The sequence below is a fragment of the Bacillus sp. FSL W8-0645 genome (genome assembly GCF_038007905.1).
Lineage (GTDB): Bacteria > Bacillota > Bacilli > Bacillales > Bacillaceae > Bacillus > Bacillus pumilus.
In genome coordinates this window covers 1,288,523-1,313,445 of sequence record NZ_JBBOYC010000001.1, presented here as the reverse complement: position 1 = coordinate 1,313,445, position 24,923 = coordinate 1,288,523, and the positions used below count along the sequence as shown (strand labels likewise).

General features: G+C 39.2%; 23 protein-coding genes and 3 pseudogenes. 8 read left to right on the top strand and 18 right to left on the bottom strand.

Annotated elements, in window-relative coordinates; translation table 11 throughout:
* The first annotated feature begins 4 nt into the window (after positions 1 to 4).
* From NST39_RS06555 to NST39_RS06545, 3 genes are all read left to right on the top strand, one after another.
* Positions 5 to 1,003 carry an inorganic phosphate transporter gene (locus NST39_RS06555; RefSeq protein ID WP_341027561.1) on the top strand — a complete coding sequence of 333 codons (999 nt, stop codon included), beginning with the start codon at positions 5 to 7 and terminating at the stop codon, positions 1,001 to 1,003.
* Positions 1,004 to 1,148: 145 nt separating this feature from the next.
* Positions 1,149 to 1,919, top strand: a complete 771-nt coding sequence (locus NST39_RS06550) for a type II toxin-antitoxin system SpoIISA family toxin (protein WP_341027560.1) — start codon at positions 1,149 to 1,151, stop codon at positions 1,917 to 1,919.
* Entirely contained in the window at positions 1,894 to 2,064 is a 171-nt protein-coding gene (locus NST39_RS06545; RefSeq protein WP_034620052.1) for a type II toxin-antitoxin system SpoIISB family antitoxin, read from the top strand. The genes NST39_RS06550 and NST39_RS06545 overlap by 26 nt, the downstream gene beginning before the upstream one ends.
* Positions 2,065 to 2,284: 220 nt before the next feature.
* Here the strand turns inward: NST39_RS06545 and NST39_RS06540 are convergent, their stop codons facing one another.
* Complete coding sequence (locus NST39_RS06540; protein WP_341027559.1) at positions 2,285 to 3,184, bottom strand: N-acetylmuramoyl-L-alanine amidase; 900 nt, start codon at positions 3,182 to 3,184, stop codon at positions 2,285 to 2,287.
* A 310-nt stretch (positions 3,185 to 3,494) separates the two neighbouring features.
* Between NST39_RS06540 and NST39_RS06535 the strand changes: the two genes are divergently transcribed.
* The gene (locus NST39_RS06535; RefSeq protein WP_065097685.1) at positions 3,495 to 4,043 is read left to right on the top strand and encodes an ImmA/IrrE family metallo-endopeptidase; all 549 of its coding nucleotides are present in this window, start codon (positions 3,495 to 3,497) and stop codon (positions 4,041 to 4,043) included.
* 26 nt (positions 4,044 to 4,069) lie between these two features.
* On the opposite strand, the gene NST39_RS06530 is transcribed toward NST39_RS06535, so the two are convergent.
* Positions 4,070 to 4,693 carry a poly-gamma-glutamate hydrolase family protein gene (locus NST39_RS06530; protein WP_065097686.1) on the bottom strand — a complete coding sequence of 208 codons (624 nt, stop codon included), beginning with the start codon at positions 4,691 to 4,693 and terminating at the stop codon, positions 4,070 to 4,072.
* A gap of 239 nt (positions 4,694 to 4,932) precedes the next feature.
* On the opposite strand from NST39_RS06530, the gene NST39_RS06525 reads away from it, so the two are divergent.
* The gene (locus tag NST39_RS06525; RefSeq protein WP_044138938.1) at positions 4,933 to 5,304 is read left to right on the top strand and encodes a DUF5412 domain-containing protein; all 372 of its coding nucleotides are present in this window, start codon (positions 4,933 to 4,935) and stop codon (positions 5,302 to 5,304) included.
* Between the two features lie 235 nt (positions 5,305 to 5,539).
* Here the strand turns inward: NST39_RS06525 and NST39_RS06520 are convergent, their stop codons facing one another.
* Positions 5,540 to 6,364, bottom strand: coding sequence for a methyl-accepting chemotaxis protein (locus tag NST39_RS06520; protein ID WP_341027558.1), 825 nt, complete (start codon positions 6,362 to 6,364; stop codon positions 5,540 to 5,542).
* 223 nt (positions 6,365 to 6,587) lie between these two features.
* On the opposite strand from NST39_RS06520, the gene NST39_RS06515 reads away from it, so the two are divergent.
* On the top strand, positions 6,588 to 8,060 hold the full coding sequence (locus NST39_RS06515; RefSeq protein WP_341027557.1) for an NAD(P)/FAD-dependent oxidoreductase: 1,473 nt from the start codon (positions 6,588 to 6,590) through the stop codon (positions 8,058 to 8,060).
* A 32-nt stretch (positions 8,061 to 8,092) separates the two neighbouring features.
* On the opposite strand, the gene hag (NST39_RS06510) is transcribed toward NST39_RS06515, so the two are convergent.
* The 10 genes and pseudogenes from hag (NST39_RS06510) to NST39_RS06460 all read right to left on the bottom strand — a co-directional run bounded on the left by hag (NST39_RS06510) (position 8,093) and on the right by NST39_RS06460 (position 18,350).
* Positions 8,093 to 9,013, bottom strand: coding sequence for a flagellin Hag (gene hag / locus NST39_RS06510; protein WP_319610467.1), 921 nt, complete (start codon positions 9,011 to 9,013; stop codon positions 8,093 to 8,095).
* Between the two features lie 289 nt (positions 9,014 to 9,302).
* Positions 9,303 to 10,235, bottom strand: coding sequence for a flagellin Hag (hag, locus tag NST39_RS06505; RefSeq protein WP_319610466.1), 933 nt, complete (start codon positions 10,233 to 10,235; stop codon positions 9,303 to 9,305).
* A gap of 265 nt (positions 10,236 to 10,500) precedes the next feature.
* Positions 10,501 to 11,391: a flagellin Hag gene (gene hag, locus NST39_RS06500; RefSeq protein ID WP_341027556.1), complete on the bottom strand. Its 891-nt coding sequence runs from the start codon at positions 11,389 to 11,391 to the stop codon at positions 10,501 to 10,503.
* Between the two features lie 263 nt (positions 11,392 to 11,654).
* Positions 11,655 to 12,620, bottom strand: coding sequence for a flagellin Hag (gene hag / locus NST39_RS06495; protein ID WP_326287253.1), 966 nt, complete (start codon positions 12,618 to 12,620; stop codon positions 11,655 to 11,657).
* Between the two features lie 328 nt (positions 12,621 to 12,948).
* On the bottom strand, positions 12,949 to 13,902 hold the full coding sequence (gene hag, locus NST39_RS06490) for a flagellin Hag (protein WP_341027555.1): 954 nt from the start codon (positions 13,900 to 13,902) through the stop codon (positions 12,949 to 12,951).
* A gap of 366 nt (positions 13,903 to 14,268) precedes the next feature.
* Positions 14,269 to 15,032 (bottom strand): annotated as a pseudogene (locus NST39_RS19980) (Kelch repeat-containing protein); the annotation flags it as partial.
* A gap of 102 nt (positions 15,033 to 15,134) precedes the next feature.
* Positions 15,135 to 16,317: pseudogene (gene alr / locus NST39_RS06475) on the bottom strand (alanine racemase).
* Between the two features lie 165 nt (positions 16,318 to 16,482).
* On the bottom strand, positions 16,483 to 17,115 hold the full coding sequence (locus NST39_RS06470; protein WP_341027553.1) for a hypothetical protein: 633 nt from the start codon (positions 17,113 to 17,115) through the stop codon (positions 16,483 to 16,485).
* 328 nt (positions 17,116 to 17,443) lie between these two features.
* Complete coding sequence (locus tag NST39_RS06465) at positions 17,444 to 17,893, bottom strand: GyrI-like domain-containing protein (RefSeq protein WP_341027551.1); 450 nt, start codon at positions 17,891 to 17,893, stop codon at positions 17,444 to 17,446.
* Positions 17,894 to 18,116: 223 nt separating this feature from the next.
* Positions 18,117 to 18,350, bottom strand: coding sequence for a hypothetical protein (locus tag NST39_RS06460; protein WP_341027549.1), 234 nt, complete (start codon positions 18,348 to 18,350; stop codon positions 18,117 to 18,119).
* A 195-nt stretch (positions 18,351 to 18,545) separates the two neighbouring features.
* Between NST39_RS06460 and NST39_RS06455 the strand changes: the two genes are divergently transcribed.
* Complete coding sequence (locus NST39_RS06455; protein ID WP_341027547.1) at positions 18,546 to 19,898, top strand: IS1182 family transposase; 1,353 nt, start codon at positions 18,546 to 18,548, stop codon at positions 19,896 to 19,898.
* 116 nt (positions 19,899 to 20,014) lie between these two features.
* On the opposite strand, the gene NST39_RS06450 is transcribed toward NST39_RS06455, so the two are convergent.
* The 5 genes and pseudogenes from NST39_RS06450 to NST39_RS06430 form a co-directional block, all read right to left on the bottom strand.
* Entirely contained in the window at positions 20,015 to 20,152 is a 138-nt protein-coding gene (locus NST39_RS06450; RefSeq protein ID WP_341027546.1) for an aspartate phosphatase, read from the bottom strand.
* Positions 20,142 to 21,275 (bottom strand): response regulator aspartate phosphatase, encoded by a 1,134-nt coding sequence (locus tag NST39_RS06445; protein WP_341027545.1) that lies wholly within the window; start codon positions 21,273 to 21,275, stop codon positions 20,142 to 20,144. The genes NST39_RS06450 and NST39_RS06445 overlap by 11 nt, the downstream gene beginning before the upstream one ends.
* Before the next feature lie 239 nt (positions 21,276 to 21,514).
* Entirely contained in the window at positions 21,515 to 22,036 is a 522-nt protein-coding gene (locus NST39_RS06440) for a ClbS/DfsB family four-helix bundle protein (protein WP_341027544.1), read from the bottom strand.
* A gap of 238 nt (positions 22,037 to 22,274) precedes the next feature.
* Positions 22,275 to 22,699, bottom strand: a pseudogene (locus NST39_RS06435) (GNAT family N-acetyltransferase).
* A gap of 30 nt (positions 22,700 to 22,729) precedes the next feature.
* Entirely contained in the window at positions 22,730 to 23,299 is a 570-nt protein-coding gene (locus NST39_RS06430; protein WP_126741358.1) for a TetR/AcrR family transcriptional regulator, read from the bottom strand.
* 185 nt (positions 23,300 to 23,484) lie between these two features.
* Here NST39_RS06430 and lpdA point away from each other — a divergent pair, with 185 nt between their 5' ends.
* The gene (gene lpdA / locus NST39_RS06425; RefSeq protein ID WP_341027542.1) at positions 23,485 to 24,879 is read left to right on the top strand and encodes a dihydrolipoyl dehydrogenase; all 1,395 of its coding nucleotides are present in this window, start codon (positions 23,485 to 23,487) and stop codon (positions 24,877 to 24,879) included.
* Positions 24,880 to 24,923: the final 44 nt, after the last annotated feature.

The following is a 24,923-nucleotide window of genomic DNA, read 5'->3' as shown; positions in this document are numbered from 1 at the left end:
AAACATGGACACATTACTCATCCTTACCATATTTATTGTCATTTGTGCACTTGCTTTTGATTTCATCAACGGATTCCACGATACAGCAAATGCCATTGCCACTTCGGTTTCAACAAAGGCGTTAAAGCCTAGACATGCTATTATTATGGCAGCGTTCATGAACTTCTTAGGAGCAATGACATTTACAGGTGTGGCAAAGTCCATTACAAAAGACATCGCAGATCCTTTCACACTTCAAAACGGTTCTGTCGTCATTTTGGCTGCTTTAATTGCGGCCATTACTTGGAACTTGCTTACTTGGTATTACGGAATTCCGAGTAGTTCTTCGCACGCACTGATCGGATCAATTGCAGGAGCTGTTATTGCCTCTGCTGGTTTTGGCGCTTTAAACTATTCGGGGTTCATTAAAATCATTCAAGCACTGTTGCTTTCACCTATCCTAGCTTTCGTATTGGGATATACCGTGTATACCATTATCAAAATTATATTCAGAAACAACAATCTCGCAAAAACAAATAAACAATTCCGACGTGTTCAAATTTTAACTGCTGCACTGCAATCGTATACCCATGGAACAAACGATGCGCAAAAAGCGATGGGAATTATTACGATGGCTTTAATTGCAGGTAATTTGCATACAACTGACGACATTCCTTTCTGGGTACAATTCTCTTGTGCGCTTGCAATGGGACTAGGTACTTCTATTGGCGGCTGGAAGATTATTAAAACAGTCGGCGGTAAAATTATGAAAATTCGTCCAGTAAACGGAGTATCTGCCGACTTAACGGGTGCAGCTATTATCTTCGGTGCGACATTTATTCACTTACCTGTTAGTACCACTCACGTGATCTCATCTTCTATTCTAGGTGTAGGTTCTGCACACAGAGTAAAAGGAGTAAACTGGGGTACGGCAAAACGCATGCTTGTCACTTGGGTGATCACATTACCGATTTCGGGAACTCTAGGGGCTCTTATATACTTTGTGTTACATGCGATTATCTAATATCAAAGACCTGTCTGACAGGTCTTTTTTTATTTGCCCGCACACTTCAACACCTTTTCCTACAAGCCATTTTTTCATGAAGCAGGGTTTCCAATCATATCCATAGAAATGAATAAGTATCCATCTGTCTATGGGAGAGAAGAACATGCTATTATTTTTTCAATTGACCGTGTGGTTATTGCTAGGTGCTCTTGCTGTATATGTATTTGCCGTATGGCGCTTTGAACAAAAAGTAAAAGAAAAGATGTTTGCCATTCGTAAAACGTGGTATTGGATTTATGTAGCTGGTGCTGTTGTGTACTGGACAAATGACCCTTCTTCAATCTTTACCGATTGGATGCACTACTTGATTATTGCCGTTTTTTTTGCATTAACCGATGCATTCATCTTTCTCAGCTCCTATATTAAAAAACTCGGAAATCACGAACTGGAAACCGACACCCATCAACTCCTAGAACAAAATAACGATCTACTTCATTCTTACCTCAATAAGCTAAAAACGTACCAATACCTATTGAAAAATGAACCGATTCATGTATATTATGGAAGTGTAGAGGCATATATAGAGGGAATTGAACGGCTCATTTATTCTTTTGCCGACAAGATGAATATTCAAGCAGTTCTTTGTCCATACGATACGCAAGAACAAAAAGATGACCTGCTGCGGACACTTGACCAGCGAGCTCTTATTCAGGCGAAGCTTAACAGGCAGGAAGTCTATTACGATGATTTCGGCAAATTGGTGCTCATCCCGTTTTCTGTAGCAGATGATCACTTCGTCATTAAGCTCACCTCTGATGACATTGTCACTGAGTTCGACTATTTATTAATGACGTCACTTACAACAATTTATGACCTAATCTTGCCTGACGAAGAGGAAGGTGATGAAGATGGACCACGCACTTCAAGGGGATAACAACAATCGCAAGAAAAACCCTTTTAAGATTTTAAAGAAAAAGCAACATATCAGTATGGCTGATTACAAGGTAAGCCCCCATACAGAGCGTATTTTTAAAAAGAACGAACAGCTCTTGGGTGAGTATAAAAATAAAAGGGCTTGATTACACTAAAGGACGCGGAACAAAATCCGCGTCCTGCTTCCATTTTCACATAGACTTGCATACAATAATCTATACGCTGCAACGATTGAGGTGCCAATAAATGAAAAAGAAAATCAAACAATTGAGATATGTTCAGTTTGCTGAATATAAGTCGTCGCCTTATATGCGTCGATTAAATGAGCAAAGTGAAGCAGTCATCCAATCATACAAACAGAAACACTCACTTACTTAACAGCTTCAGAAGTTTTTCCTTCGTTTTAGGTCCGTATATCCCATCACTTGGCAGACCATTTACCAGTTGAAAACGCGCTACGGCGTTCGCCGTTTTTTCTCCGTAAACTCCGTCTATTCCTTTATTTGCAGCTGCTTTATCAGGATAAAAATAAACAGCAGCAAGCGCCTGTTGGACGAGGCGTACGTGCTCTCCCTTTGTCAATGGAGAAGTCACCTTTAAAACCCCACCTGGCAGCTCATACAAGCTCTTTGCATCATTACGATAAATTTTGAGAACCTGTCCAATTTGAATCTTATTCGGATCGCTAATGTCATTCCACTTCTGTAAATCCTGAACTGTGACCCCATGAGCTTTCGCAATACTCGTTAACGTATCCCCGCTTTTCACGACATACGTGATGACCGTCTCCGGATCTTCTGCCGTTTCAATCCCTTTTTTAAATTCATCCCAAGTAGATAGAAGCTGGCGTGGACATGCTTTTCCAGACCAGTACTGATGTGTGACCACGTTTGCTAGCGGAATGTGATGTTCTTTTAACAGCTTTTGAATGAGCCATTGTGCATGTTTGACCGCTTTCCGAAAATTTCCATCTTCATTCTCACAAATTTCAATACCGATCGACTTCCGGTTACCCTTCCCATGACCATCCCCTGCATGCCAGCCATTTTCATTTAATGGCAGATGCTGAAAGATTTCATGATCATCCACTGTAAAGTGCCAGCTCACCTCAGTCGTTGGGCTTTTTACATAGGCCGCATGACTTTTCGCATCCGCTCCCTTTGACGTGTTTGCTGTGTTATGCACTGTTACATACTCCGGTGTCATCGCATATCCTGGGCGGTTCCCGTTTCCAACTGGAATAAAATCTTGATAAATTTGTACCATCTACTGCACTCCCTTTTGCTAGATTGAATTGATCTTTCTCATCAATCGGTGGCGTTCGTAAGACAATACTTGTTTGTTTTCATGAGAAGACTATGGTAAAATTTGAATTCAATTCACTCTTTTTATTAGTGAGAAGTGCAAAAATACAGAAAAAAACAGGAATTAATTCCATTTTTCCTTGATTTTATGTTAAAATTGTTAAAAATACGCCGATATAAAAAGTAAGTAATAGCTCATTTAGCTATTTAGTCCTATATGGACTTTTCTTTTACGCTAAAAATAGAACACACGTTTGTATGGAGGTTTTCAAATGACTGGTTTTTTAACCCATTTAGAAGAAGATATTAAGCGTTTATATGATCAATTGCAAATAAGCGGTCCTGCTTATAGAGAGATGCAAAGGATCGCTTCTGAATTTCGTGTATGGGTCCATTACGAAGAGACTGGCAGCATGATGATCCAGCATCAAGGTCTTTACAGTATTATCTTAAACAGATCCCTATCACCTGAAGAACAGTGGCAGGATTTTGCCCACGAGCTTTGTCATGTGCTAAAGCATACAGGCAATCATTTCAAAATGAACAAACTCTTTCGAGAACTACAGGAGTTTCAGGCAAAACAATTCATGTACCACTTTTGTGTGCCAACCTTTATGCTGCTGAAAATGAAGCTTCCAACCCTTCGGCAACAAGCCATTTTGCATATTGCTCAAACGTTTCACGTCACTTGGGCTTTTGCTGAAAAACGGGTTGCCTTATTCGAACAGCGAAAAGCAGGTATTCGCTTTCAACAGGAGTTTACGTCTTATTTAATGAAAGCAGAAAGAGTCGCAGAAAAAGAAGCCGTTTATCAAACGTAAATAATCGGACATAAAACGATAGAAGTTTATTCATAAAGGGCTAATACTTGTTTGAGTACATTTGTGTACCGATAAAATTGTTCAGTTTGTGTATCTCGCCGGTATCGACGCCTAAAGTCTTGAAAGAATGCTCTTCTTTGCGCCTGACTAATTTCAAGTTGAACACTTTTTCCTGTCAAACATTTGTTATTGATATTATCAGGATGTGTTCCAGAAAAACGATCAGATTCGGCTAGCAGCAATGCGTGAAAGCCATTTAGCGTTAAACGCTTCACAGTTTCTGCCGCTCTTTCTCTGTCCGTACCTCCCACTAACGTTTGAAGCACCTCTGTTTCTCCGTAACCATGAAGTGCAAACGTATAATGATGGGTATGCACCTCTGAAAGGCAAAGCGGCTCATCAAAGCGTGTGCTTGTAATATGAAGAACATGATTGCCTTTTACTTTAAGGCCTTCAAATAAATACATAGAATAATCACAAGATATTTCATGAACGAGCTCACTCACGCCTGATTCAATTCCTCCGGCATGAGGCGACAAAACTAGTAGCTGGTCACCTTTCCGCTCATGAAGAATTTGATAATCAATCCCTTTTCTTTCATGAGCGGAAAGCTCTTCATAACTTTGATACGTATCGATAATTTGCCTCATGTCATCTGCTCCATTTCTTTATATGAGCATAAGTCTACTGATCCCTCATTCTTTTGTAAAGAGGTTTCGAATCAAATATACCACTTGAATTCTTCCTTAAATTTTCCTTACATTTACGCCATTCTGTTGAATCTTGAGAAAAAATGACCGATAATTGAATAGAACTTTTGGACTATATGAATCTTTTTGTATTCTCTCTCATAAATTAGAAATATTGTGATCTACATCTGGAGGAAATCATGTTAAAAAAGAAAACGACCCTCACTCTGATCATCTTACTCCTTAGCTTCGCTGGCATTATTTATTGGAAATGCTTCTCTCTTCAAGGCGTGTCTCACGGAACATTCATCCGCTCGATGTCATCACCTGACGGAATGTACATCATCAACACCTATCAGCATAGCGGAGGAAAGCTAAAGGAAAACGCAGTCAGAGCAGAAATTGAAAACAAACTGACCCACCGCAAGAAAACGATTTACTGGAAATACCCTGATAAAGACCCTCTCATCCAATGGAAAAACGGACAGCTTGTTCAAATTGGACATGAATTTTTAAATGTGGTGAAAGGCGACACGTATGATTATCGCTTTGATCAGAACAAGAGAAAATAACGACATACAAAAAACGAATCCTCTTGGATTCGTTTTAGATTGTTGACAAAGTGCTAAAATGATGTTTATTTTAGCACTTTGTCTTCTTTTCAGCGTGATAGAAAATCTTTGAAGTCTAGGAAGGGCGGCTACTTTTGCGGAGCGAATTGAACATTCGTGAGCACCAGCGCGCAGACCTGACAACGAATGCGAGGGTTTGTCTACACGCTGAAACGAATCCTCTTGGATTCGTTTTTTACGTTGACATGACGGTTTGCATGAATTTCTTCATATCCTTACTAACCGTCGTCAATCGATCGACAATTTCACTAAACTCTGTCACAAGTGAAGCCTGTTCTGATGAAGAACCTTTCATATGGTCCATACTTTCAAGTAATGTATGTATGTTGGAGGAAATTCCTTGCAGTGAGCTTTCGATGTTTTCTGTTGCACGTGAAGTTTCACTTGAAAGCTTTTGAACCTCACTTGCTACAACACTAAAACCTGCTCCCTCTTTTCCTGCCCTGGCCGCTTCAATTGACGCATTCAATCCTAGCAAACTCGTTTGTTTCGAGATGCCTTTAATCATTTTTGTAATATCGGCTGTTTGTTTCGAGCTTTCAAGAGTTTGCTGCGTTTGTAAGGTCATCTCCTCACTTGTAGCAGAAAGCTCCTCTGAATGTGCCGCCACCACGTGTACTTTTTCTTGAATACTTTGAATAATGTCATTCAATGATTCCATATACGCTTCAAGCTCTAATTGATTTTTGAGCGGAAAACCTAAAGCGAGTGCACCAATGACTTGCCCATTTCCATCAAAAATGGGCAATCCCATTGCATTTAAAGGTACTCCATATACTGATTCAGGCACAAACATACTCGATGTCTCACCTCTCAGCGCTTTTTTCATATTCAGATCATCTGGTTTAATACGTTCACCAGCTCGAATTTGAAAATCAACATCTTTCGATGGCAAATACAGCAAAAATTTCTCTCGGTCAATGACACCCATCGTCACTTCATTTTTTAAAATCTGCATCATATAAGGTGCTGCTGTCACTATACTCTGTAGTATAGCCATTTTACCTACACCCTTGTATTATTTATCGGTTGTTCTTCTTAAAATAATAGTTATTTTTTAAAAATAATGATGATGATGAAAGTTATTTCTCATATGTACGAGTAAAAAGAAGGGGATTCCCTATTGATATTCAACAAAACGTAAATTTGCTATAATTTAAGTATCAACATATGATGAAATGGTCATGTAATCATTTTATATATATTCATTGGAGGCGCATGTTGTGAGACAACCTATGACATATGAGCGGGCGATCGTCATTGGCGGTGGTATGACGGGAATACTCGCTGCAAAAGTTTTATCAACGTTTTATCATCAAGTTTTCATGATTGAAAAGGACGAAATGCCAGACTCTCCTAAGAATCGTCTCGGCACTCCTCAAGCTTATCATCCACATAGAATGCTGCCACTAGGCAAGCAAATAGTGGAACGTCTATTTCCTGGTTATACAAAAGAGTTACTGGCAATTGGCGGGTTTAATACATTGCATCAAACATCTCGATTTATCACAAAAGATGGTGAATTAGCGCTCACCGATACAGAAGAAACAGCTGTCACAAGACGTGCCATGCTAGAGTGGGTGCTGATGCAAAGAATGTTAAGTGAGGAACGTGTTCATTATCTAGAAAAACATGAAGCGATCTCGCTTCAGTTTGAGGAAGGAACAAATCGAGTCATAGGACTCATTGTGAAAGATCGGCATGTAAAGCCGGGAAATATTCATCAAATGAAAGCAGACTTAGTGATTGATACGTCTGGAAGAATGTCTAAATTACCAAAATGGCTGAAAGACGAAGGACTGTCCTTGCCACAGACAGATGAGCTAAGCGTCTCTCTTGGCTACAGCACAAGATACTACCAGATACCACCTGAGGCGCCAAACCTGCAAGCAATGGTCGTAGTTGGACAACCAAATAAACAAATCCCGACAGGACTGTTTGAACGGGTAGATCATGATTTAGTAGCTGTTCTTCTCTCAGCAGCTGGCGGATCACATTATCCAACAACAGACGCTGATCAATTTGATTCAGAAACGGCTGCACTGACCCATCCCGCAATAGCAGATGCCATCACCCATTTAACGCCCTATACTAAACCAAAAGGATTTAGAGTACCTTCTTGCGTGAGATATCACTATGAACAAATGCACGATTGGCCGAGTGGATTATTGGTGATGGGCGATGCCTTGTGTACATTAGATCCCATTCATGGGCAAGGAATGACAAAGGCCGCACTCGAAGCACAAACTCTTGAGCGTATGCTCAAACAAGCACAAAAAAAGGAGCAGCTATCTTTTGAAAAGGACACATTACAACAAATGCAGCATGTCAATGAACTTGGCTGGTGGCTTTGTGCGATTGCTGATATGGCGTGGGAAGGCGTCAAATTAAAAGGAGAAACAACCATTCCCCATTTGACGTTCGTACAAGGATTTTTAAATCGCTACGTACAATACGCCATTTTAACAAAACAGCCTGAACGTCTTGAGGCGTATCACCAAATGCATTCTTTCTTAACAGAACCTAGAGACATCATTAACTTAGAACAGCTACATGACATGATTCAAGTCGACACCTCTGGAGAAATCGCTGAATGGTGGAGTCAATGGGATCAAAAGAACAATGAATTAAATCGAGCTTTTTTCCATGAGGCTGTTCCTGAATTTCATTTACACAACCTGCTTCATACAAATTGACAGAAAAAAAGCCCCTCATTGGGGCTTTTTCATTAACGTAATAATTGAAGCACGTTTTGTGGCTGTTGATTTGCTTGAGCTAACATTGCTTGAGAAGCTTGAGAAAGAATGTTGTTCTTTGTGAACTCACTCATTTCTTTTGCCATGTCAACGTCACGAATACGAGACTCAGCAGCTGTTAAGTTTTCAGCAGAAGCGCTAAGGTTGTTAATTGTGTGCTCTAGACGGTTTTGGACCGCACCAAGCTTAGATCGCTGATCAGACACTTGCTTAATGGCTGTTTCAATAATACCAAGTTGTGCATCAAATCCAGCAGCTTCCTCGCCATCTTCACCACTTGCACTAATAAATTTTGTCACATCGATTCCAGCAACAGAACCAGATCCATCTTCACCTTCAGCAGTCCCATCTGTACCTAAAACTGAAGCACCCATGTTTTCAATGTTAAGTGTAATTTGTTGTGTTGCGTTTGCACCGATTTGGAATACAAGGCTTTGTGCCTCACCTTCTCCTTCAGTACCCTTAGACGAATAAGTCCCGTCTAATAATTTTTTCCCGTTAAACTCTGTACGAGTAGAAATGCTTGTAATCTCATCTTGCAAGTTTGAGATTTCATCTTGAATTGATGCTAAATCCTCTTCCTGTTGTGTACCTGTGTTCCCTGCTTGAACAACAAGCTCACGAATACGTTGAAGTATCGCATGAGATTCAGTCAATGCACCTTCAGCCGTTTGAATAAGAGAAATACCATCTTGAGAGTTTTTAGTAGCCATTTCTAAACCACGGATTTGACTTCTCATTTTTTCAGAGATCGCAAGTCCTGCTGCGTCATCCCCTGCACGATTGATGCGAAGACCAGAAGAAAGTTTCTCCATGTTCTTTTGGCTTGAACCGTTGTTAGCAGAAAGACGATTCAATGTGTTAAGTGCTGCGATATTGTGGTTAATTCTCATGTTAAATGACCTCCATGTGTTTGAACCAATTAGACATCCTTGTCCAAAAGTTCTAAATTAGAATTTTTTTGTAAGCCTTACAATCCATTTATCGAACTTTAATGGAATTTGTTTAACAAAAAAGGATTAAATAAGGGAAAAGTCTCACTCATTATGATCATTTCGCTAGTGTATACCAAATTTAAAGGTCATTTTTCATGATTTACCAGAGGGATTTAAGAATCATAAGACTGGGGGAAAATCGAAGAAAAAAACACCATAAAAAAAAGCCCCATTAAGGGGCCTGTCATTAACGTAGTAATTGAAGTACGTTTTGTGGCTGTTGGTTCGCTTGTGCAAGCATTGCTTGAGACGCTTGAGAAAGAATGTTGTTCTTTGTGAACTCACTCATTTCTTTCGCCATGTCAACGTCACGGATACGAGACTCAGCAGCTGTTAAGTTTTCAGAAGAAGCACCAAGGTTGTTGATTGTGTGCTCTAGACGGTTTTGAACTGCACCAAGTTTACCACGTTGAGCAGATACTTGGTTGATAGCTGAATCAACAATGTTTAATTGCTCATCAAAACCACCAGTGTCATCAGCAGCTACATCTGCAAATTTAGTTACATCAATATCTTTAACAGATTGGTTAGCTAAGATTGCTCTTCCAGTTGTATCAGCTGGATCTTTAGCTCCAAGTCCATCAGTGCTCATCTTTTCAATGTTGACTGAAATTTGTTGAGTTGCGTTAGCACCGATTTGGAAGACTAAAGATTTCTCAGTAGCAGTTGGTGCTGCAGGATCAGCAGGAGCTTTAAATGTACCATCTAATAATTTCTTACCGTTAAACTCTGTACGATTTGAGATACCGTCTACTTCTTCTTGTAGAGCTTTAATCTCATCTTGAATAGATTGAAGATCAGTAGTTTTATCCTGTGTACCAGTATTTCCAGCTTGAACGACCAGTTCACGAACACGTTGAAGGATTGAGTGAGTTTCAGTCAATGCACCTTCAGCTGTTTGGATAAGAGAGATACCGTCTTGTGCGTTTTTAGAAGCCATTTCTAATCCGCGGATTTGTCCACGCATTTTTTCAGAGATTGCTAGACCTGCTGCGTCATCTCCTGCACGGTTGATTTTAAGACCAGAAGAAAGTTTCTCCATGTTCTTTTGGCTCGCACCATTGTTTGCAGACAAACGGTTTAATGTGTTAAGTGCTGCGATATTGTGGTTAATTCTCATTTCCTATTACCTCCATGTATGTGGGACCTGACAGACGTCCTTGTCTGAAAAAAGTCCTTTATTCTAGGGCTTAACAACCCTGACAATTAAAATATCGGTTTATTTTAAAGGATGTTTAGCATGATTTAAGATTAATTTAATAATTTATATATCTAAATTCATAATTTCACTTAATACTTTATTCCTCAATTCTTATTAAAATATTCAAGGTTATCCATATTCTTTAATTAATAAATGTAAAAAAGCCCCATAAAGGGGCCTGTCATTAACGTAATAATTGAAGTACGTTTTGCGGTTGTTGGTTTGCTTGTGCAAGCATTGCTTGAGACGCTTGAGAAAGAATGTTGTTCTTTGTGAACTCACTCATTTCTTTCGCCATATCAACGTCACGGATACGAGACTCTGCCGCTGTTAAGTTTTCACCAGAAGCACCAAGGTTGTTAATTGTATGCTCTAGACGGTTTTGGACCGCACCTAGTTTAGCACGTTGAGATGATACTTGGTTAATTGCATCGTCAACAATTTTTAACTGTGCATCGTAACCAACAGCTGCTGTCGCAGGTGCATTATCAGCAAATTTAGTTACATCTAAAGAAGAGACATTTAAAGTATCGCTTGTTCCAAGTGCATCAGCAGACATTGCATCAATGTTAACTTTAATTTGTTGCGTAGCATTTGCACCAATTTGGAAAACCAAATCCTTTTGATCTGCAGGAGTATCTGTATTAACTTTGTATTCTCCAGTTAGTAATTTTTTACCGTTAAATTCTGTACGGTTAGAAATACCGTCAATCTCTTCGATTAATGCATCCATTTCATCTTTAATAGCAGTTAAATCTTCACCTTGTTGTGTACCCGTGTTACCAGCTTGAACTGTTAGTTCACGCATACGTTGAAGGATTGAGTGAGTTTCAGTCAATGCACCCTCAGCTGTTTGGATAAGAGAGATACCGTCCTGTGCGTTTTTAGATGCCATTTCTAATCCGCGGATTTGTCCACGCATTTTTTCAGAGATCGCTAGACCTGCAGCGTCATCTCCTGCACGGTTGATACGAAGACCAGAAGAAAGTTTCTCCATGTTCTTTTGGCTCGCACCGTTGTTTGCAGATAAACGGTTTAATGTGTTAAGTGCTGCGATATTGTGGTTAATTCTCATTTCCTATTACCTCCATGTATGTGGGACCTGACAGACGTCCTTGTCTGAAAAAAGCCCTTTGTTCTAGGGTTTATCTACCCTGACAATTAAAATATCGGTTTGTTTTAAAGGATGTTTAGCATGATTTAAGATTAATTTATTAAATTATCTGTCTAAATTCATAATTTCTATCGGTACTTTTTTCTCAACCCTTATTAAAAATTCAAGTTTTTCCATATTCTTTAATTAATAAATATAAAGAAGCCCCATAAAGGGGCCTGTCATTAACGTAGTAATTGAAGTACGTTTTGTGGCTGTTGGTTTGCTTGTGCAAGCATTGCTTGAGACGCTTGAGAAAGAATGTTGTTCTTTGTGAACTCACTCATTTCTTTCGCCATGTCAACGTCGCGGATACGAGACTCAGCAGCCGTTAAGTTTTCAGCAGATGCACCAAGGTTGTTGATTGTGTGCTCTAGACGGTTTTGGACTGCACCAAGTTTTCCACGTTGAGCAGATACTTGGTTAATAGCTGCATCAACAATCTTTAGTTGAGTATCAAAACCAACATCAGTAGCATCTGCTGCATTATCAGCAAATTTTCTTACATCGATGTCTTTAACGGCTTGATTTGCTACAATATTCCCAGCATTTTTAACTCCTAATGCATCAGTACTCATTTTATCAATATGAACTGAAATTTGTTGAGTTCCGTTAGCTCCGATTTGGAACACTAAAGCATCACCAGATGCTGGGACTGCTGGTGTTCCTGTACTTGGATCAGCTGGATCTGTCGGCGGAATTGCTGGTGTTCCTGGGGTTCCTTCAAACGAACCATCTAATAATTTTTTACCGTTAAACTCTGTACGATTTGAGATACCATCTACTTCTTCTTGTAAAGCTGTAATTTCATCTTGGATAGATTGTAGATCTGTATCTTTATCCTGTGTCCCAGTGTTTCCAGCTTGTACAACTAGTTCACGAACACGTTGAAGGATTGAGTGAGTTTCAGTCAATGCACCTTCAGCTGTTTGGATAAGAGAGATACCGTCTTGTGCGTTTTTAGAAGCCATTTCTAGTCCGCGGATTTGCCCACGCATTTTTTCAGAGATTGCAAGACCTGCTGCATCGTCTCCTGCACGGTTGATTTTAAGACCAGAAGAAAGTTTCTCCATGTTCTTTTGGCTCGCACCGTTGTTTGCAGATAAACGGTTCAATGTGTTAAGTGCTGCGATATTGTGGTTAATTCTCATTTCCTATTACCTCCATGTAATTGGGACCTGACAGACGTCCTTGTCTGAAAAAAGTCCTTTATTCTAGGGGTTTTATGCCCCGACAATTCTTTTATCGGATTATTTTATAGGAAGTTTAGTACTTTAAAGATTTATTAATTAATTTATCAGCCTTAATTCATGATTTAATTCTATGAAAAAGCTATGTTGTGAGCTCCGTTTGAAAATTTTATTGTTTCTTAACGCACTTTTAACTTAAAGTACGACAGCACATAAAATGATTCCAAAATGAGATCGCCTACAAGCAATAAACCAGTGAACAAAAAAAGCCCCATAAAGGGGCCTGTCATTAACGTAGTAATTGAAGTACGTTTTGTGGCTGTTGGTTCGCTTGTGCAAGCATTGCTTGAGACGCTTGAGAAAGAATGTTGTTCTTTGTGAACTCACTCATTTCTTTCGCCATGTCAACGTCACGGATACGAGACTCAGCAGCTGTTAAGTTTTCAGAAGAAGCACCAAGGTTGTTGATTGTGTGCTCTAGACGGTTTTGAACTGCACCAAGTTTACCACGTTGAGCAGAAACTTGTTTGATAGCTCCATCAACGATTGCTAACTGATCATCGAATCCACCATCTTCATTAGCTGCAATTGTTTCAAATTTAGATACATCGATATCTTTAACAGATTTACCTGTCTCAATTGCACCATTGCCGTCATCAACGCCTAAAGCAGCAGCGCTCATATCTTGAATGTTTACCTTAATTTGTTGTGTAGCATTTGCACCAATTTGGAATACTAAAGCATCACCAGGAATTGCAGGTGTACCTGTACTTGGATCAGCTGGATCTGTCGGCGGAACTGCTGGTGTGCCTGTTCCATTAAACGTACCATTTAATAATTTTTTTCCGTTAAACTCAGTACGATTAGATATACCATCTACTTCTTCAACAAGCGCTGTGATCTCATCTTTAATTGCAGTTAAGTCTTCACCTTGCTGTGTCCCAGTGTTTCCAGCTTGAACAACGAGCTCACGTACACGTTGAAGGATCGAGTGAGTTTCAGTCAATGCACCTTCAGCTGTTTGGATAAGTGAGATACCGTCTTGTGCGTTTTTAGAAGCCATTTCTAATCCGCGGATTTGCCCACGCATTTTTTCAGAGATTGCAAGACCTGCTGCGTCATCTCCTGCACGGTTGATTTTAAGACCAGAAGAAAGTTTCTCCATGTTCTTTTGGCTCGCACCGTTGTTTGCAGACAAACGGTTCAATGTGTTAAGTGCTGCGATATTGTGGTTAATTCTCATTTCCTATTACCTCCGTGTAATTGGGACCTGACAGACGTCCTTGTCTGAAAAAAGTCCTTCGTTCTAGGGCTTATCAACCCTAACAATTTTATTATCGGTCGTGGTTATAGGATGTTTAGAAGATTCTTTAAAAGATATCACATTTTTATCATGACGATGATCCTAATTTTAACAATTTTATAAAGACAAAAACTGCTGAGCTATCATCAGCAGTTTTTCCATTATATGAATATCATATCAGTATTGTTTGATATCAAACATTAAAATATTTTGGTACACAACGTACTCTTTCTTACTTGTGAAAGGACCTTTATTGTGTTCTTCATTGATTTCATAGAAGTTCATACCAACTCCAAAGCTTCTTTCTTCCCCATTATTTGCTTCGTAGGCCGGTTCAAATACAGTTGAAGTTAAGTCACTATCTTTTAATTTACTCCATTTATCTGTTGAAATATCATACTGGAACAAAGATCTTTCTCTACTATGTCCAATCAAATTTTCGCCGCCTGCAACATATATTTTGCCGTCAATTGCAGAAATGGCTCTCCCATTTCGAGATGGTAAAGCCGATGAGTTCAAGCTCTTCCATTCACCAGAAGCTGTATTATACCGATAGACATTATTCTTATAAGAGTTTTTTGAAGATACAATATATATATTCTCTTTCACTGCAACTGCGTACAAAGTTCCTTTGTCATAAGTTGAAAATACAGGGTCTCTTGGAATTTGAATCGGTTCTTCAGCCCACTGATCAAGTTCTGTATCATATATATCAATCGTGTTATAAGCTGTTTTTGTTTCTTCGTTTATTCCACCTATTAGATATATTTTCTTACCTACTGTAGCATATGTACCGCCTGTTCTATTTGTCGGCATGCTCGTTTTTTCTTCCCAAACATCTTTCTTAGGGTCATACATAAATGTTTGATTATTTAACTTATTTTTTCACTTGCGCCACCAAATAAATAAATCTTTCCATCTACCACTCCTACACCAGCATTAATACGTTCTTCTGGTAAATCAGCTCGTTTTGTCCATCCAGTTGATTTTGTTTCTGCATCAGCTTTAAATGGACTAAGAGTACTTGTTAAAAGAAGTACCATGATAAATAGTAAAAATTTCTTTTTCATTTTTATTCCTCCACATCATTATATTCCCTCCTTTTATCGATCTAATATTTGTAAAGTTTACAATTTAATGGTTTTTTAAATAAACTTTTTATAATAAAATCCTCACACATACATCACCGGCGTTGATATTTTAATAATCTTCCCGCCCTCGACGATAAAACCTTGGAACGCGGCGGCTTAAGGTGGCGATGACTTCGTAGTTGATTGTATTGAGCATTTCAGCGATTTCATCGACAGAAATTTCTCCGCCTTTTTGACGACCGTATATGACGACTTCCTCGCCTTGCTTTGCTTTCATTTCTCCTAAACTGATCATCGTCATATCCATTGTGACTCGGCCAGCAATCGGCATTCGTTCTCCGCGGAAAAGCATAAATCCCCGATTTGATAAAGCACGTGAGTACCCATCTGCGTAACCGATTGGTATGGTGGCAATGACTTCATCCGGTTTTGCTACATACGTTGCCCCATAGCTGACAGTCCTTGGCTTTGTTACCATTTCCTTCACGAAAGCAATTCTCGCTTTTAAACTGAGAGCCGGCTCTAGCTGAACAGCGTCTAAGCTTTCAATGTATTGCGAGGGATACAGTCCATAAAGTCCGATGCCCAGCCGAATCATATCGGCGCTAAATTCAGGAAATGCGATAGCAGCCGCTGTATTGTTCATATGTACGGTCGGTAGCTTAATTCCTTGTTTTTTCAAAAAGCGGAGAAAATCAATAAAAATACTGTGCTGCAGCAGCGTGAAATCAGGGTCAGGCTCATCCGCAGTAGAGAAATGCGTAAAAATCCCGTCCCATCTAAGGTTTTCACTCTTTTCAAGTGAATCCACCACTCCTAAAAGCTCTTCCTTCGTCCGTACACCTAATCGCCCCATCCCTGTGTCGACATTGACATGTATCCCAAGCCGGCGCTGACTTTCTTCTTCCGCTAAGATCTCATTTGCTTCAACAATCCAGTCTTCACGAAGGCCAGATAGATCAATTCTCCAGGCCGCAGCCCTTTTCACACAGTCGAGCGGGGTAAATCCAAGAACCAAAATCGGTGCTTCAATTTTTGCTCTTCGCAGCACAATGCCTTCCTCCAAGCTAGCAACTGCGAGCTCCGTCGCACCGCTTTCCAGTGCCTGCCGGGCTACCTCCACTGAACCGTGACCATAAGCATTCGCCTTCACGACAGCCATGATCTTACTTTTTCTCGGAATATGCGCTTGAATGGCTTCGATATTTCTTTTAATCGCATCGAGATTGACTTCGATCCAGACTTCCCTGCATAGCTTTTTCATTTATTTTTCCTCCTCATCACATGAGCGTTCTTTCTATCTCCATGCTCGCTTTTGCGTCTAGTCTATCTTTATTCATTTTTGAGAAAAACATTCAACTACAATGACTGGACCTGCTTTGTCTTGTTTCACATAAAAAAAGAAACCACATCAACTGTGATTTCTTCTCTATGAGCGATGATATTCAATTTCATCCGCAGATTTCATCATTTCATCAATTTCATGATAAATCTCCTGCAAATTTTCCCGTTCAGTTAAGTATTGAGCATTGCTCTTAGGAACAGGCACATCAAATTGCAGGAAGTTGATTGTCATCGCGTGTAATTCTTGGTCATTCATTGTGAACCTTAATTCAAGCGTCGAGACCTCTTCTTTATCATCACTCTCCGCTACATCATCAATCGGCACACCATCTTCTAACATCTCAACTTGTTTCAAATCTTTCAAGGAAATATCTGTGACTGCAAATCTTTTTTTTCTAGTTGACCCGCCAGGCTGATGTTCAATAAAGCGCATTTTCTTTAACTCATCATCAATCGCGAAGCCCTTATCAACTTGCTCTGAAAATATATAGGTAGATGCTTGAAACCCATCTTCGTGAAAAAACATCATCATTTTGTCCAATAATATGTTGGGATCATTCTGTTCTTTTCGCCTTTGACATCTACCGGCTATGAATAAAATGACCAGTCCTCCGATGATGCTGAGAACCGTCCCCAATCCATTCCCTACATCTACGAAAACAGTAAAACCTAAAATAGCAATCATAAAAGCAATGACAATGCCTATGATGAATATCACACAATGCTCCTCCTATCATGACCCTTCATGAATGGTTTAGCCATAGTATAGCATTTGAAGCAAGATGATTTAAGAATATGAATCTGATAGGAAGAAAAACAGACCATAAAGGTCTGCCAGCATGTAGACAAACCCTCGCATTCGTTGTCAGTCCTGCGTGCTGGTGCTCACGAATGTCAAATTCGCTCCGCGCCAGTACTCGTCCTTCCTAGACTTCAAAGGTTTTCTATCAAGCTGAAAAGAAGACAAAGGGCTAAAATCAAGATCATTTTAGCCCTTTGTCAACAATCTGACAGACCATAAAGGTCTGCTAATTTCGTTCAAGTGTTTAAAAGATAGGTAGTAAGAACTCACACACGCCTTCTTCTTCTCTATATCTCTCCATAATAGATGCCTGACGCATGTTCAATTGATTGTTTTGGATCATTTGAGGCAATTGGCTCCAAAACAAATTCACTTTTTCGGTTGTATGTGTCACTGTAAACACAGCATACTTTCCCCCTTCAAAATGTCCAGTCTGAACCATTTGATCTTTTGAGAAATCTCTATTTGTCATCAACATGAGGTCGTATCTGCATTTTTCTGGTGGGGTTTTTCCAGGATCATCTTGAGGAACACCATATATACCATATTCCTTTAATTCATCATTTAATTGATGTTGATTGATCCATTGTTTAAATCTCTTCATCATCTCTACATTTTCTTTGCTACCATATGGTCCTATATTCCTCATATACACCATTTTCATATTCGTTAACATTTCAATTTTGCAATTCATGATTTCCCTCCAACTTTTATTGGAAGATTGGCCAATCATTCCTTACATCCAACGGTAACATCCTTTAAAATATAATACGGCAGGATATTAAAAATAATTGAATTATGTTGAAAAAACATTCACAGGAATTGCGATTTAGATAATTAAGTCATCTCATTTTCTCTTAAAATAGCATGTCCAATTTTTAAAAATAAAAAAGAACGGTCTTTAGCCGCTCACTTGTTTATTGATTTTCCTTTGAAGATTTAGCAAAGAGAAGGGTGACAATCAAATAGATAATTGTGCCGAAAAATAGACCATTTAACAAGCTGATAAACAATATTTTACAAACCAGGACAACATAATAAGACACTGGCGTCCCTGGAAACACCGCCATATTGAACAGACTAATCATAAAGGTTAAAGCAAAAAATATAATGAAAATCTTTCGAAATACTGTTGATTTTAACATTGTCATTTTACTTCCTCCTCAGTATGTTTTCTATGGGAAAAATATTCTTTATACATAGCGTATATTCCGTTTTATAGTAAAAAGCCCTTAAAGGGCTTCAGGCTGTCGAGAAAATCTCGACAGCTTTATTTTTTTCCTTAAAGTTTCCATTCCCCCGTTTTATAATAGAGAAAAGACTACCAAAGGAAGGTGTTTTTTCTGATGTTTCACACTAGAAATTCTTCTCAGCACGAAGCCGAATTTGTATTGCTAGATCAACTGGTCGAAGAGGATCACCTGCTTCGTAAAATTGATCAGTACATTGATTTTTCATTTATCGTAGATAAAGTAAAACCGTATTATAGCGAGAATAAAGGTCGCCCTTCTCTTGATCCACTTATTTTGTTCAAAATGATGTTTATCGGTTACCTGTACGGTATCCGTTCTGAAAGACAACTTGAAAAAGAAATTTACTATAACATGGCGTATAGATGGTTTTTAGGTTTGAACATCAATGACCCCGTTCCCCACCACTCGACCATTAGCTGGAATCGTCGTACTCGATTCAAAGATACAACGATTTTTCAAGACATTTTTGATGAAATTGTGCTTCAAGCCATCAATCATGATATGGTAGGAGGCCGCGTTCTTTTTACTGATTCGACTCATCTTAAAGCCAATGCCAATAAACATAAATATACGAGAAAAACGATTGAACAAGATACCCAGAACTATATCAATGAATTAGAAGAAGCGGTCCAAGAAGATCGGATGGCACACGGAAAAAAGCCCTTAAAGGTAAAAGAGGAGGTGCAAACGAAAAAAGATATTCGCCAAAGTACGACTGATCCTGAAAGTGGCTATCTTTATCGTGAAAACAAGCCAGAAGGCTTTTTCTACCTAGACCACCGTACAACGGATATGAAGTACAATATCATCACGGATGCCCATGTCACGCCCGGCAATATCCATGACTCTGTTCCGTATCTTGATCGATTGGATCACCAAATCGCCCGATTTGGTTTTCAAGTAGAAGCGGTTGCCCTTGATTCTGGTTATTTGACAACGCCAATCTGTAAAGGTTTATCCGATCGCCGTATTTTTGGTGTCATCGCACATAGACGCTTTCATCCAACAAGAGGATTATTTGAGAAGTGGAAATTCCAGTATGATTCTGAACAAGATCATTACATATGTCCAAATGGTGAGAAGCTGTTATATACGACAACTGATCGAAAAGGTTATAGGTACTACAAATCAGACCCTAAAAAATGCATCTCGTGTCCTTTCCTCGAGAGCTGTACAAGATCGAAAAATCATCAAAAAGTGATCTCAAGACATGTATGGGAAGAACATAAAGAAAAGATCAGACAAAATCGTCTGTCTGCTTCTGGAAAAGAGCTATATAAAAAAAGAAAAGAAAAAATAGAGCGAAGCTTTGCAGATTCAAAACAACTGCATGGGCTTCGCTACTGCCGGTTGAGGGGAAAACAAAATGTGAGTGAGCAAGTGCTTCTCACAGCTGCCTGTCAAAACATGAAGAAGATTGCCACACACCTAGCGAAGCTAGGCTAGGTGTGTGGGAGGCCTTTTTCATTAAATTTCTTCCATCATCATTACGATGAAAATAAAAAAGATTGTAGAAAAACATGAGTTTCTCTACAATCTGAAGCCCTTAAAGGGCTTTTTACTTAAGCAGTATAACCAATACTTGCAGTATGACCTCTCCTAGCTTCATCATGACTTGCTGTCACTTCAGACATAAAATAACCAACAACACTTATGACACTAATCATCACGAATACTACTGATAACGTTTTAAATTTCATACTGACAGTCCCCCCGCTTTACTTGAGTTTGGAAATAAAGAATCTTTTCATAGAAATGCATCGCATTGTCTTTATCTCCCATTTCATTATAATATTTTGCAGCATCTTTTGCTAAATCTTCGAGGTCAGGATACATTGACTTTACTTCTAACAATTCCATTATTTTTTCCAACTGCTCAAAATTATTGTCAATGTATAGGGATCTTAAAAACTTGAATATCAATAATAAAATATGGTCTTTCAGCTTTTCAGATAGTTCTATGCCGTTATTTAAAGCGTATGTACCTAAATCCTGTTCTTTCTTTTTGAAGTAGGCTTTTGACAACATAATGAGCGGATCTAAGATTCTATTTAAATGCTCGTATCCCTGCTCTTTAAATGCTCGTATTGAATCATTAAAGTGAGTAATCGCTTGTGCTAATTCTTTGTTATGAAAATAACTCAACCCTAAATTATAAAGTGCTGATCCTTTTAATCGTTTTGTTGAGTTGTCGGCGGCTTTTTCTAGTGCGTGTTGAAAATGGGGTATCGCTTTTTCGGGGCAGCCCATATCGATATAGTTTAATCCAATAACAAAAGAACATTGAATCTCTCTAACAGTGTATGTATCTTTTTCTCGGTAACATTCTATCGCCTGTGCGATATGGTGCATCGACATGTGGGTTTGTTTCATGTGGTAATAGATTTCTGCCATCTTGTAATTGAACTCGGCACGTTCAATATCGTCGCTGACAAGAGACAGTTTTTTTTCTGCCCGCTTATAGAAGGTAATCGCATTTAGGTATTCATAGTTTTCAAATTCGTACATGCCGTAGAAAAAATTGAAATAATACTCGAGCAATCCTGTTAATTTCTCTTGGTCCCTTTTGATTTTCAGTGCGAGTTCCCTAAAGTTCGCCCGCTCTTTCCCATTTTCTAAAGGATTTGAGTAATCAAGCATTAATTTATGTCTGAACTCCATAAGTGAGAAATACAATAATAAATCTTGATTCTCTTCCATATGATCAAGCATTGATTTGATTTCCTCTTTATATGCTTCGGCGTCCGGTACGTTAAATCGTTGAATATGATAATACCATTCATTGATTTTCAAACCGACGTGAGAAGAAAGTACTTTCTCCATCAGCCCTTACCCCTTCCTCTAATTTCCCTATAATGACACATATTATCATTTTATGATTCTTCCAGCACCGAAAAGAAACCGCAAAAGAACAAAAAAAGCTTCTTGAAAGAAGCCATGTGAGTAATCATAATTTTGAGAAGGAGGAATAACTGAGCTCGAATCAGTGCCCTCTGTACTCTCTAAAATTTGATGATAACATCAGGTCTAACGAAATATATGTATCTAGTCTATCCTTCACGTCATACTTGTTTTAATCGTTTCCATTTACGAATTTGAGTACGGAAATTTTTAAAAGGGGCGACGGTATTCACATGAATAAATTTATAAACTGGCCAAACAGCCTTTGCTGTAGCTTCATCCGCCCATTTTCGTTGATGAGGTTCAAACAATTCTTCTTCACTCATACGATCCAACATATCACAAATAGTTAAAACATTCTGTTTGAGCTGAGCTCTTAATGCGACTAGTGATTGACAAGCATACTTCTCATTAAAAAGAGAATATAATGCGCCAAGCTGATTCCATTTATATCCTTCTGCTGGCGTATGGACAACCTTTCCTTCAGTTTCGTCTTGCTCCCATTGAAGCAGCAGGGTTGTCCAACCAACTTGATAAGCCAAATTTTCTGCAGGAGTTCGGCTCACATCCTCTATTCGATCATCTTTCATTTCTTCTGGAATCATATCGAATTCTTCATCGTATTGATTGTACGATTTCATGATTGCTTGTTTTAAAATGTCTTTCGACTCATAGGTTGTCATCATATTCACCTCTAGTTCTTTTCGTGAGAATTTTCCTCAGAACATATCTAGCAAAAGTAAAAAAATAACTAGAGCTCATGGTACTGAATTATTCTAATGTTTTCTGCTTTATTATCTCTATTATAATCAAACTCTTAATCGAACAAAAAAGCAATAGCATTTCTGGTTAAATGAAAGCATCTACGTAAGTTTAATAAAGAATATCTATAAAACCGGCTGTGAAAAATGAAGACACTCTTTACATTCCATCATAAACAAGCACCCAGTATCTCGCCCCAGGTTCCCCTTCTTCTACTACAGCCTTCCAGCCTCTTTTTTGATAAAAAGCCAAAGCCTTGTGATTGTCATAGACACATTTGAGGGTGACTGGTGTTCCCAGCACTTTTATAGCTCGTTTGAGCAGTAGAACGCCAGCCCCTTGACCACAGCTTCTGGATGTACAAACAAGAGATGAATAAAACGATCTGGTACATAGAGCGAGATAAATCCGAGAATTTTATTGTTTTCCTCAGCTAAGAAAATTTGTTCTTCCAGCATATCTTGATCAAAATCTTGCAGATTGATTTCTTCTGTATTGAGCCAGTGAAAGCTCTGACGGCGGGATTATAAATAGATTTGTCTAAATTTTGGATAGTCTTTGGTGCTCGCTTCTCTAATGAACATCACAACATCACCTATGCTTTTATTTCAATGTTACTTCGCCTCTAAAATGTGTTTTGCCTGTATTCTGCCTGCCAGTAACAATTGATCGCTGAACTGCGAATCATTGACAGCACGTGCAAGAGCGATTGTACCGACCATGCTGCTTACTAGTGCGTAACTCGTAGAGAGACCGATGTTTCCCGTATCGGCTATAAACGCCATAAACCGTTTCAATTCATCCGTATAGGCTTTCCGTACCTCTTGCGATAATTGAGAAATCTCCCCTGCTAGTGCAGGCAGTATACAGCCTACCTCCGTCTGATCACGGTGAACGGAACTTAAATAGAATTCAATGATCGTCTGAATTCGAGACTGGTCTGCTTTCTTATCTGCAACACTTTGTAGCAGCTTTATCGTATCAGTAATAGCAAAATGAAAAGCCTCTATCACCAACTGATCCTTGTTCTTAAAATGAGCGTAAAACCCTCCATGAGTTAGACCTGCCCCTTTCATAATGAATGGCAAACTGATATTACGAACGCCATTTGTTCGAAATGCTCGTGCAGCACTTGCAATGATTTGCTCTCTCACTTTTGACTTATGACCTTTCGGATAAGGCATTTTCTTACTCCCCTCCTTCACTTCAACTCTTTCTAAGTGTATTTATCAAAATATTATAATCATCATATTTTCTTGTGTCAATTGACTGAAATCCATCTTTCCTCACTTAGATGGGATTGACTTCATCAAAATATGACGGCTATAATATATTATGGTCATCATATTTTAAGGTGGAGGTGCAAGAAATGATCCATTTAGAAACAGTAGATACTTTAGTGATCGGATCAGGTCCGGGAGGCTACGTGGCAGCATTACGTTCAGCTCATCTCGGCATGAAAACAGCGATTGTAGAGCGTGATCAATTAGGTGGAGTATGTACCCATGTAGGCTGTATCCCTTCTAAAGCCCTAATAGCAGAAGCAGAGCGGTTCAAACTCCGCACACAATTGGGGGTTTTTCAAGAAAGCGGCTCTTTCAAGGATGCTCAAACGTTCAAAAAAGCTGTTGTGAAAAAACAAGCTGGAGGCGTCCAATTTTTGCTAAAGTCAGCGGGAGTTACCATTCTGGAAGGTGAGGCAAGCTTGATCGATCATCATACAGCGGTGGTTCAACATGCCGAAAAAGGTGAAAAGCGAATCAATTTCAAACACCTAATACTAGCAACTGGTTCCCGTCCGATTGAAATTAGATCACTCCCTTTCGGAGGTCGTATATTGTCTTCAACTGAAGCACTATCCCTTCCTAAAATTCCGAAAAGCCTTGTCGTAGTTGGAGGTGGTTATATTGGGATTGAACTAGGACAGATGTTTGCAAGGTTTGGAGCAAAAGTCACCATTTTGGAAGGCGGCAATCAAGTATTGCCTGGCTTTGAAAGTGAACTTGTCTCGCCTGTCGTTCGACAATTGAAAGAAGATAACATCACCCTGATTACAGGAGCAAACGTCACAGATGCCGAACAGCATATAAGCGGAATTGATCTTCATTATGAGAAACAGAAAGAAAGCCACACGGTGAAAGCGGAATATGCACTGATTACTGTCGGAAGAAAACCGAATACAGATGATTCATTAGGCCTTGATTCTATCGGGTTGTCCATTACCCCTCACGGACTGATTGAAGTTGATGAACAATGCAGAACATCCATTCCGCACATATATGCCATTGGAGATATCACCGAGGGTCCTGCTCTGGCTCATAAAGCTTCCTATGAAGCGAAGGTTGCAGCAGAGGCAATCGCTGGTAAACCTTCTATTATAGATTATAAAGCGATCCCACTTGTTGTGTTTTCCAGCCCAGAATTGACGAGTGTTGGACTGAGCGAAACGGATTGCAAGCAACAATCTATTCCGACTGTCGTTGGAAAAACAATGTTCTCCATTAATGGTCGAGCGCTGGCATTAAAAGAACCAAAAGGATTTGTGAAGATTGTAGCTCATGCCGAATCTGGCCTTATTTTAGGAGCACAAATCGTAGGTGCAGAAGCATCTACTCTTATATCAGAACTTTCTCTCTCTATTGAAATTGGTGCTACAGTAGAAGATTTAGCAATGACGATTCATCCTCACCCAACATTAGGTGAAATGATCATGGAAGTTGCAGAAATGGCCACCCGTAAAGTTGAAAAATATCTTGCACGATAATTGGTTCAGGTGTAGCTTCTAAAATTGAGCAAAAATAATCGCCA

Coding starts and splice junctions, on each gene's coding strand:
- NST39_RS06555 (WP_341027561.1), top strand. CDS start 5: ATGGACACATTACTCATCCTTACCATATTTATTGTCATTTGTGCACTT.
- NST39_RS06550 (WP_341027560.1), top strand. CDS start 1,149: ATGCTATTATTTTTTCAATTGACCGTGTGGTTATTGCTAGGTGCTCTT.
- NST39_RS06545 (WP_034620052.1), top strand. CDS start 1,894: ATGGACCACGCACTTCAAGGGGATAACAACAATCGCAAGAAAAACCCT.
- NST39_RS06540 (WP_341027559.1), bottom strand. CDS start 3,184: ATGGTACAAATTTATCAAGATTTTATTCCAGTTGGAAACGGGAACCGC.
- NST39_RS06535 (WP_065097685.1), top strand. CDS start 3,495: ATGACTGGTTTTTTAACCCATTTAGAAGAAGATATTAAGCGTTTATAT.
- NST39_RS06530 (WP_065097686.1), bottom strand. CDS start 4,693: ATGAGGCAAATTATCGATACGTATCAAAGTTATGAAGAGCTTTCCGCT.
- NST39_RS06525 (WP_044138938.1), top strand. CDS start 4,933: ATGTTAAAAAAGAAAACGACCCTCACTCTGATCATCTTACTCCTTAGC.
- NST39_RS06520 (WP_341027558.1), bottom strand. CDS start 6,364: ATGGCTATACTACAGAGTATAGTGACAGCAGCACCTTATATGATGCAG.
- hag (WP_319610467.1), bottom strand. CDS start 9,013: ATGAGAATTAACCACAATATCGCAGCACTTAACACATTGAATCGTCTT.
- hag (WP_319610466.1), bottom strand. CDS start 10,235: ATGAGAATTAACCACAATATCGCAGCACTTAACACATTAAACCGTTTG.
- hag (WP_341027556.1), bottom strand. CDS start 11,391: ATGAGAATTAACCACAATATCGCAGCACTTAACACATTAAACCGTTTA.
- hag (WP_326287253.1), bottom strand. CDS start 12,620: ATGAGAATTAACCACAATATCGCAGCACTTAACACATTGAACCGTTTA.
- hag (WP_341027555.1), bottom strand. CDS start 13,902: ATGAGAATTAACCACAATATCGCAGCACTTAACACATTGAACCGTTTG.
- NST39_RS06465 (WP_341027551.1), bottom strand. CDS start 17,893: ATGAATTGCAAAATTGAAATGTTAACGAATATGAAAATGGTGTATATG.
- NST39_RS06460 (WP_341027549.1), bottom strand. CDS start 18,350: ATGACAATGTTAAAATCAACAGTATTTCGAAAGATTTTCATTATATTT.
- NST39_RS06455 (WP_341027547.1), top strand. CDS start 18,546: ATGTTTCACACTAGAAATTCTTCTCAGCACGAAGCCGAATTTGTATTG.
- NST39_RS06450 (WP_341027546.1), bottom strand. CDS start 20,152: ATGAAATTTAAAACGTTATCAGTAGTATTCGTGATGATTAGTGTCATA.
- NST39_RS06445 (WP_341027545.1), bottom strand. CDS start 21,275: ATGGAGAAAGTACTTTCTTCTCACGTCGGTTTGAAAATCAATGAATGG.
- NST39_RS06440 (WP_341027544.1), bottom strand. CDS start 22,036: ATGACAACCTATGAGTCGAAAGACATTTTAAAACAAGCAATCATGAAA.
- NST39_RS06430 (WP_126741358.1), bottom strand. CDS start 23,299: ATGCCTTATCCGAAAGGTCATAAGTCAAAAGTGAGAGAGCAAATCATT.
- lpdA (WP_341027542.1), top strand. CDS start 23,485: ATGATCCATTTAGAAACAGTAGATACTTTAGTGATCGGATCAGGTCCG.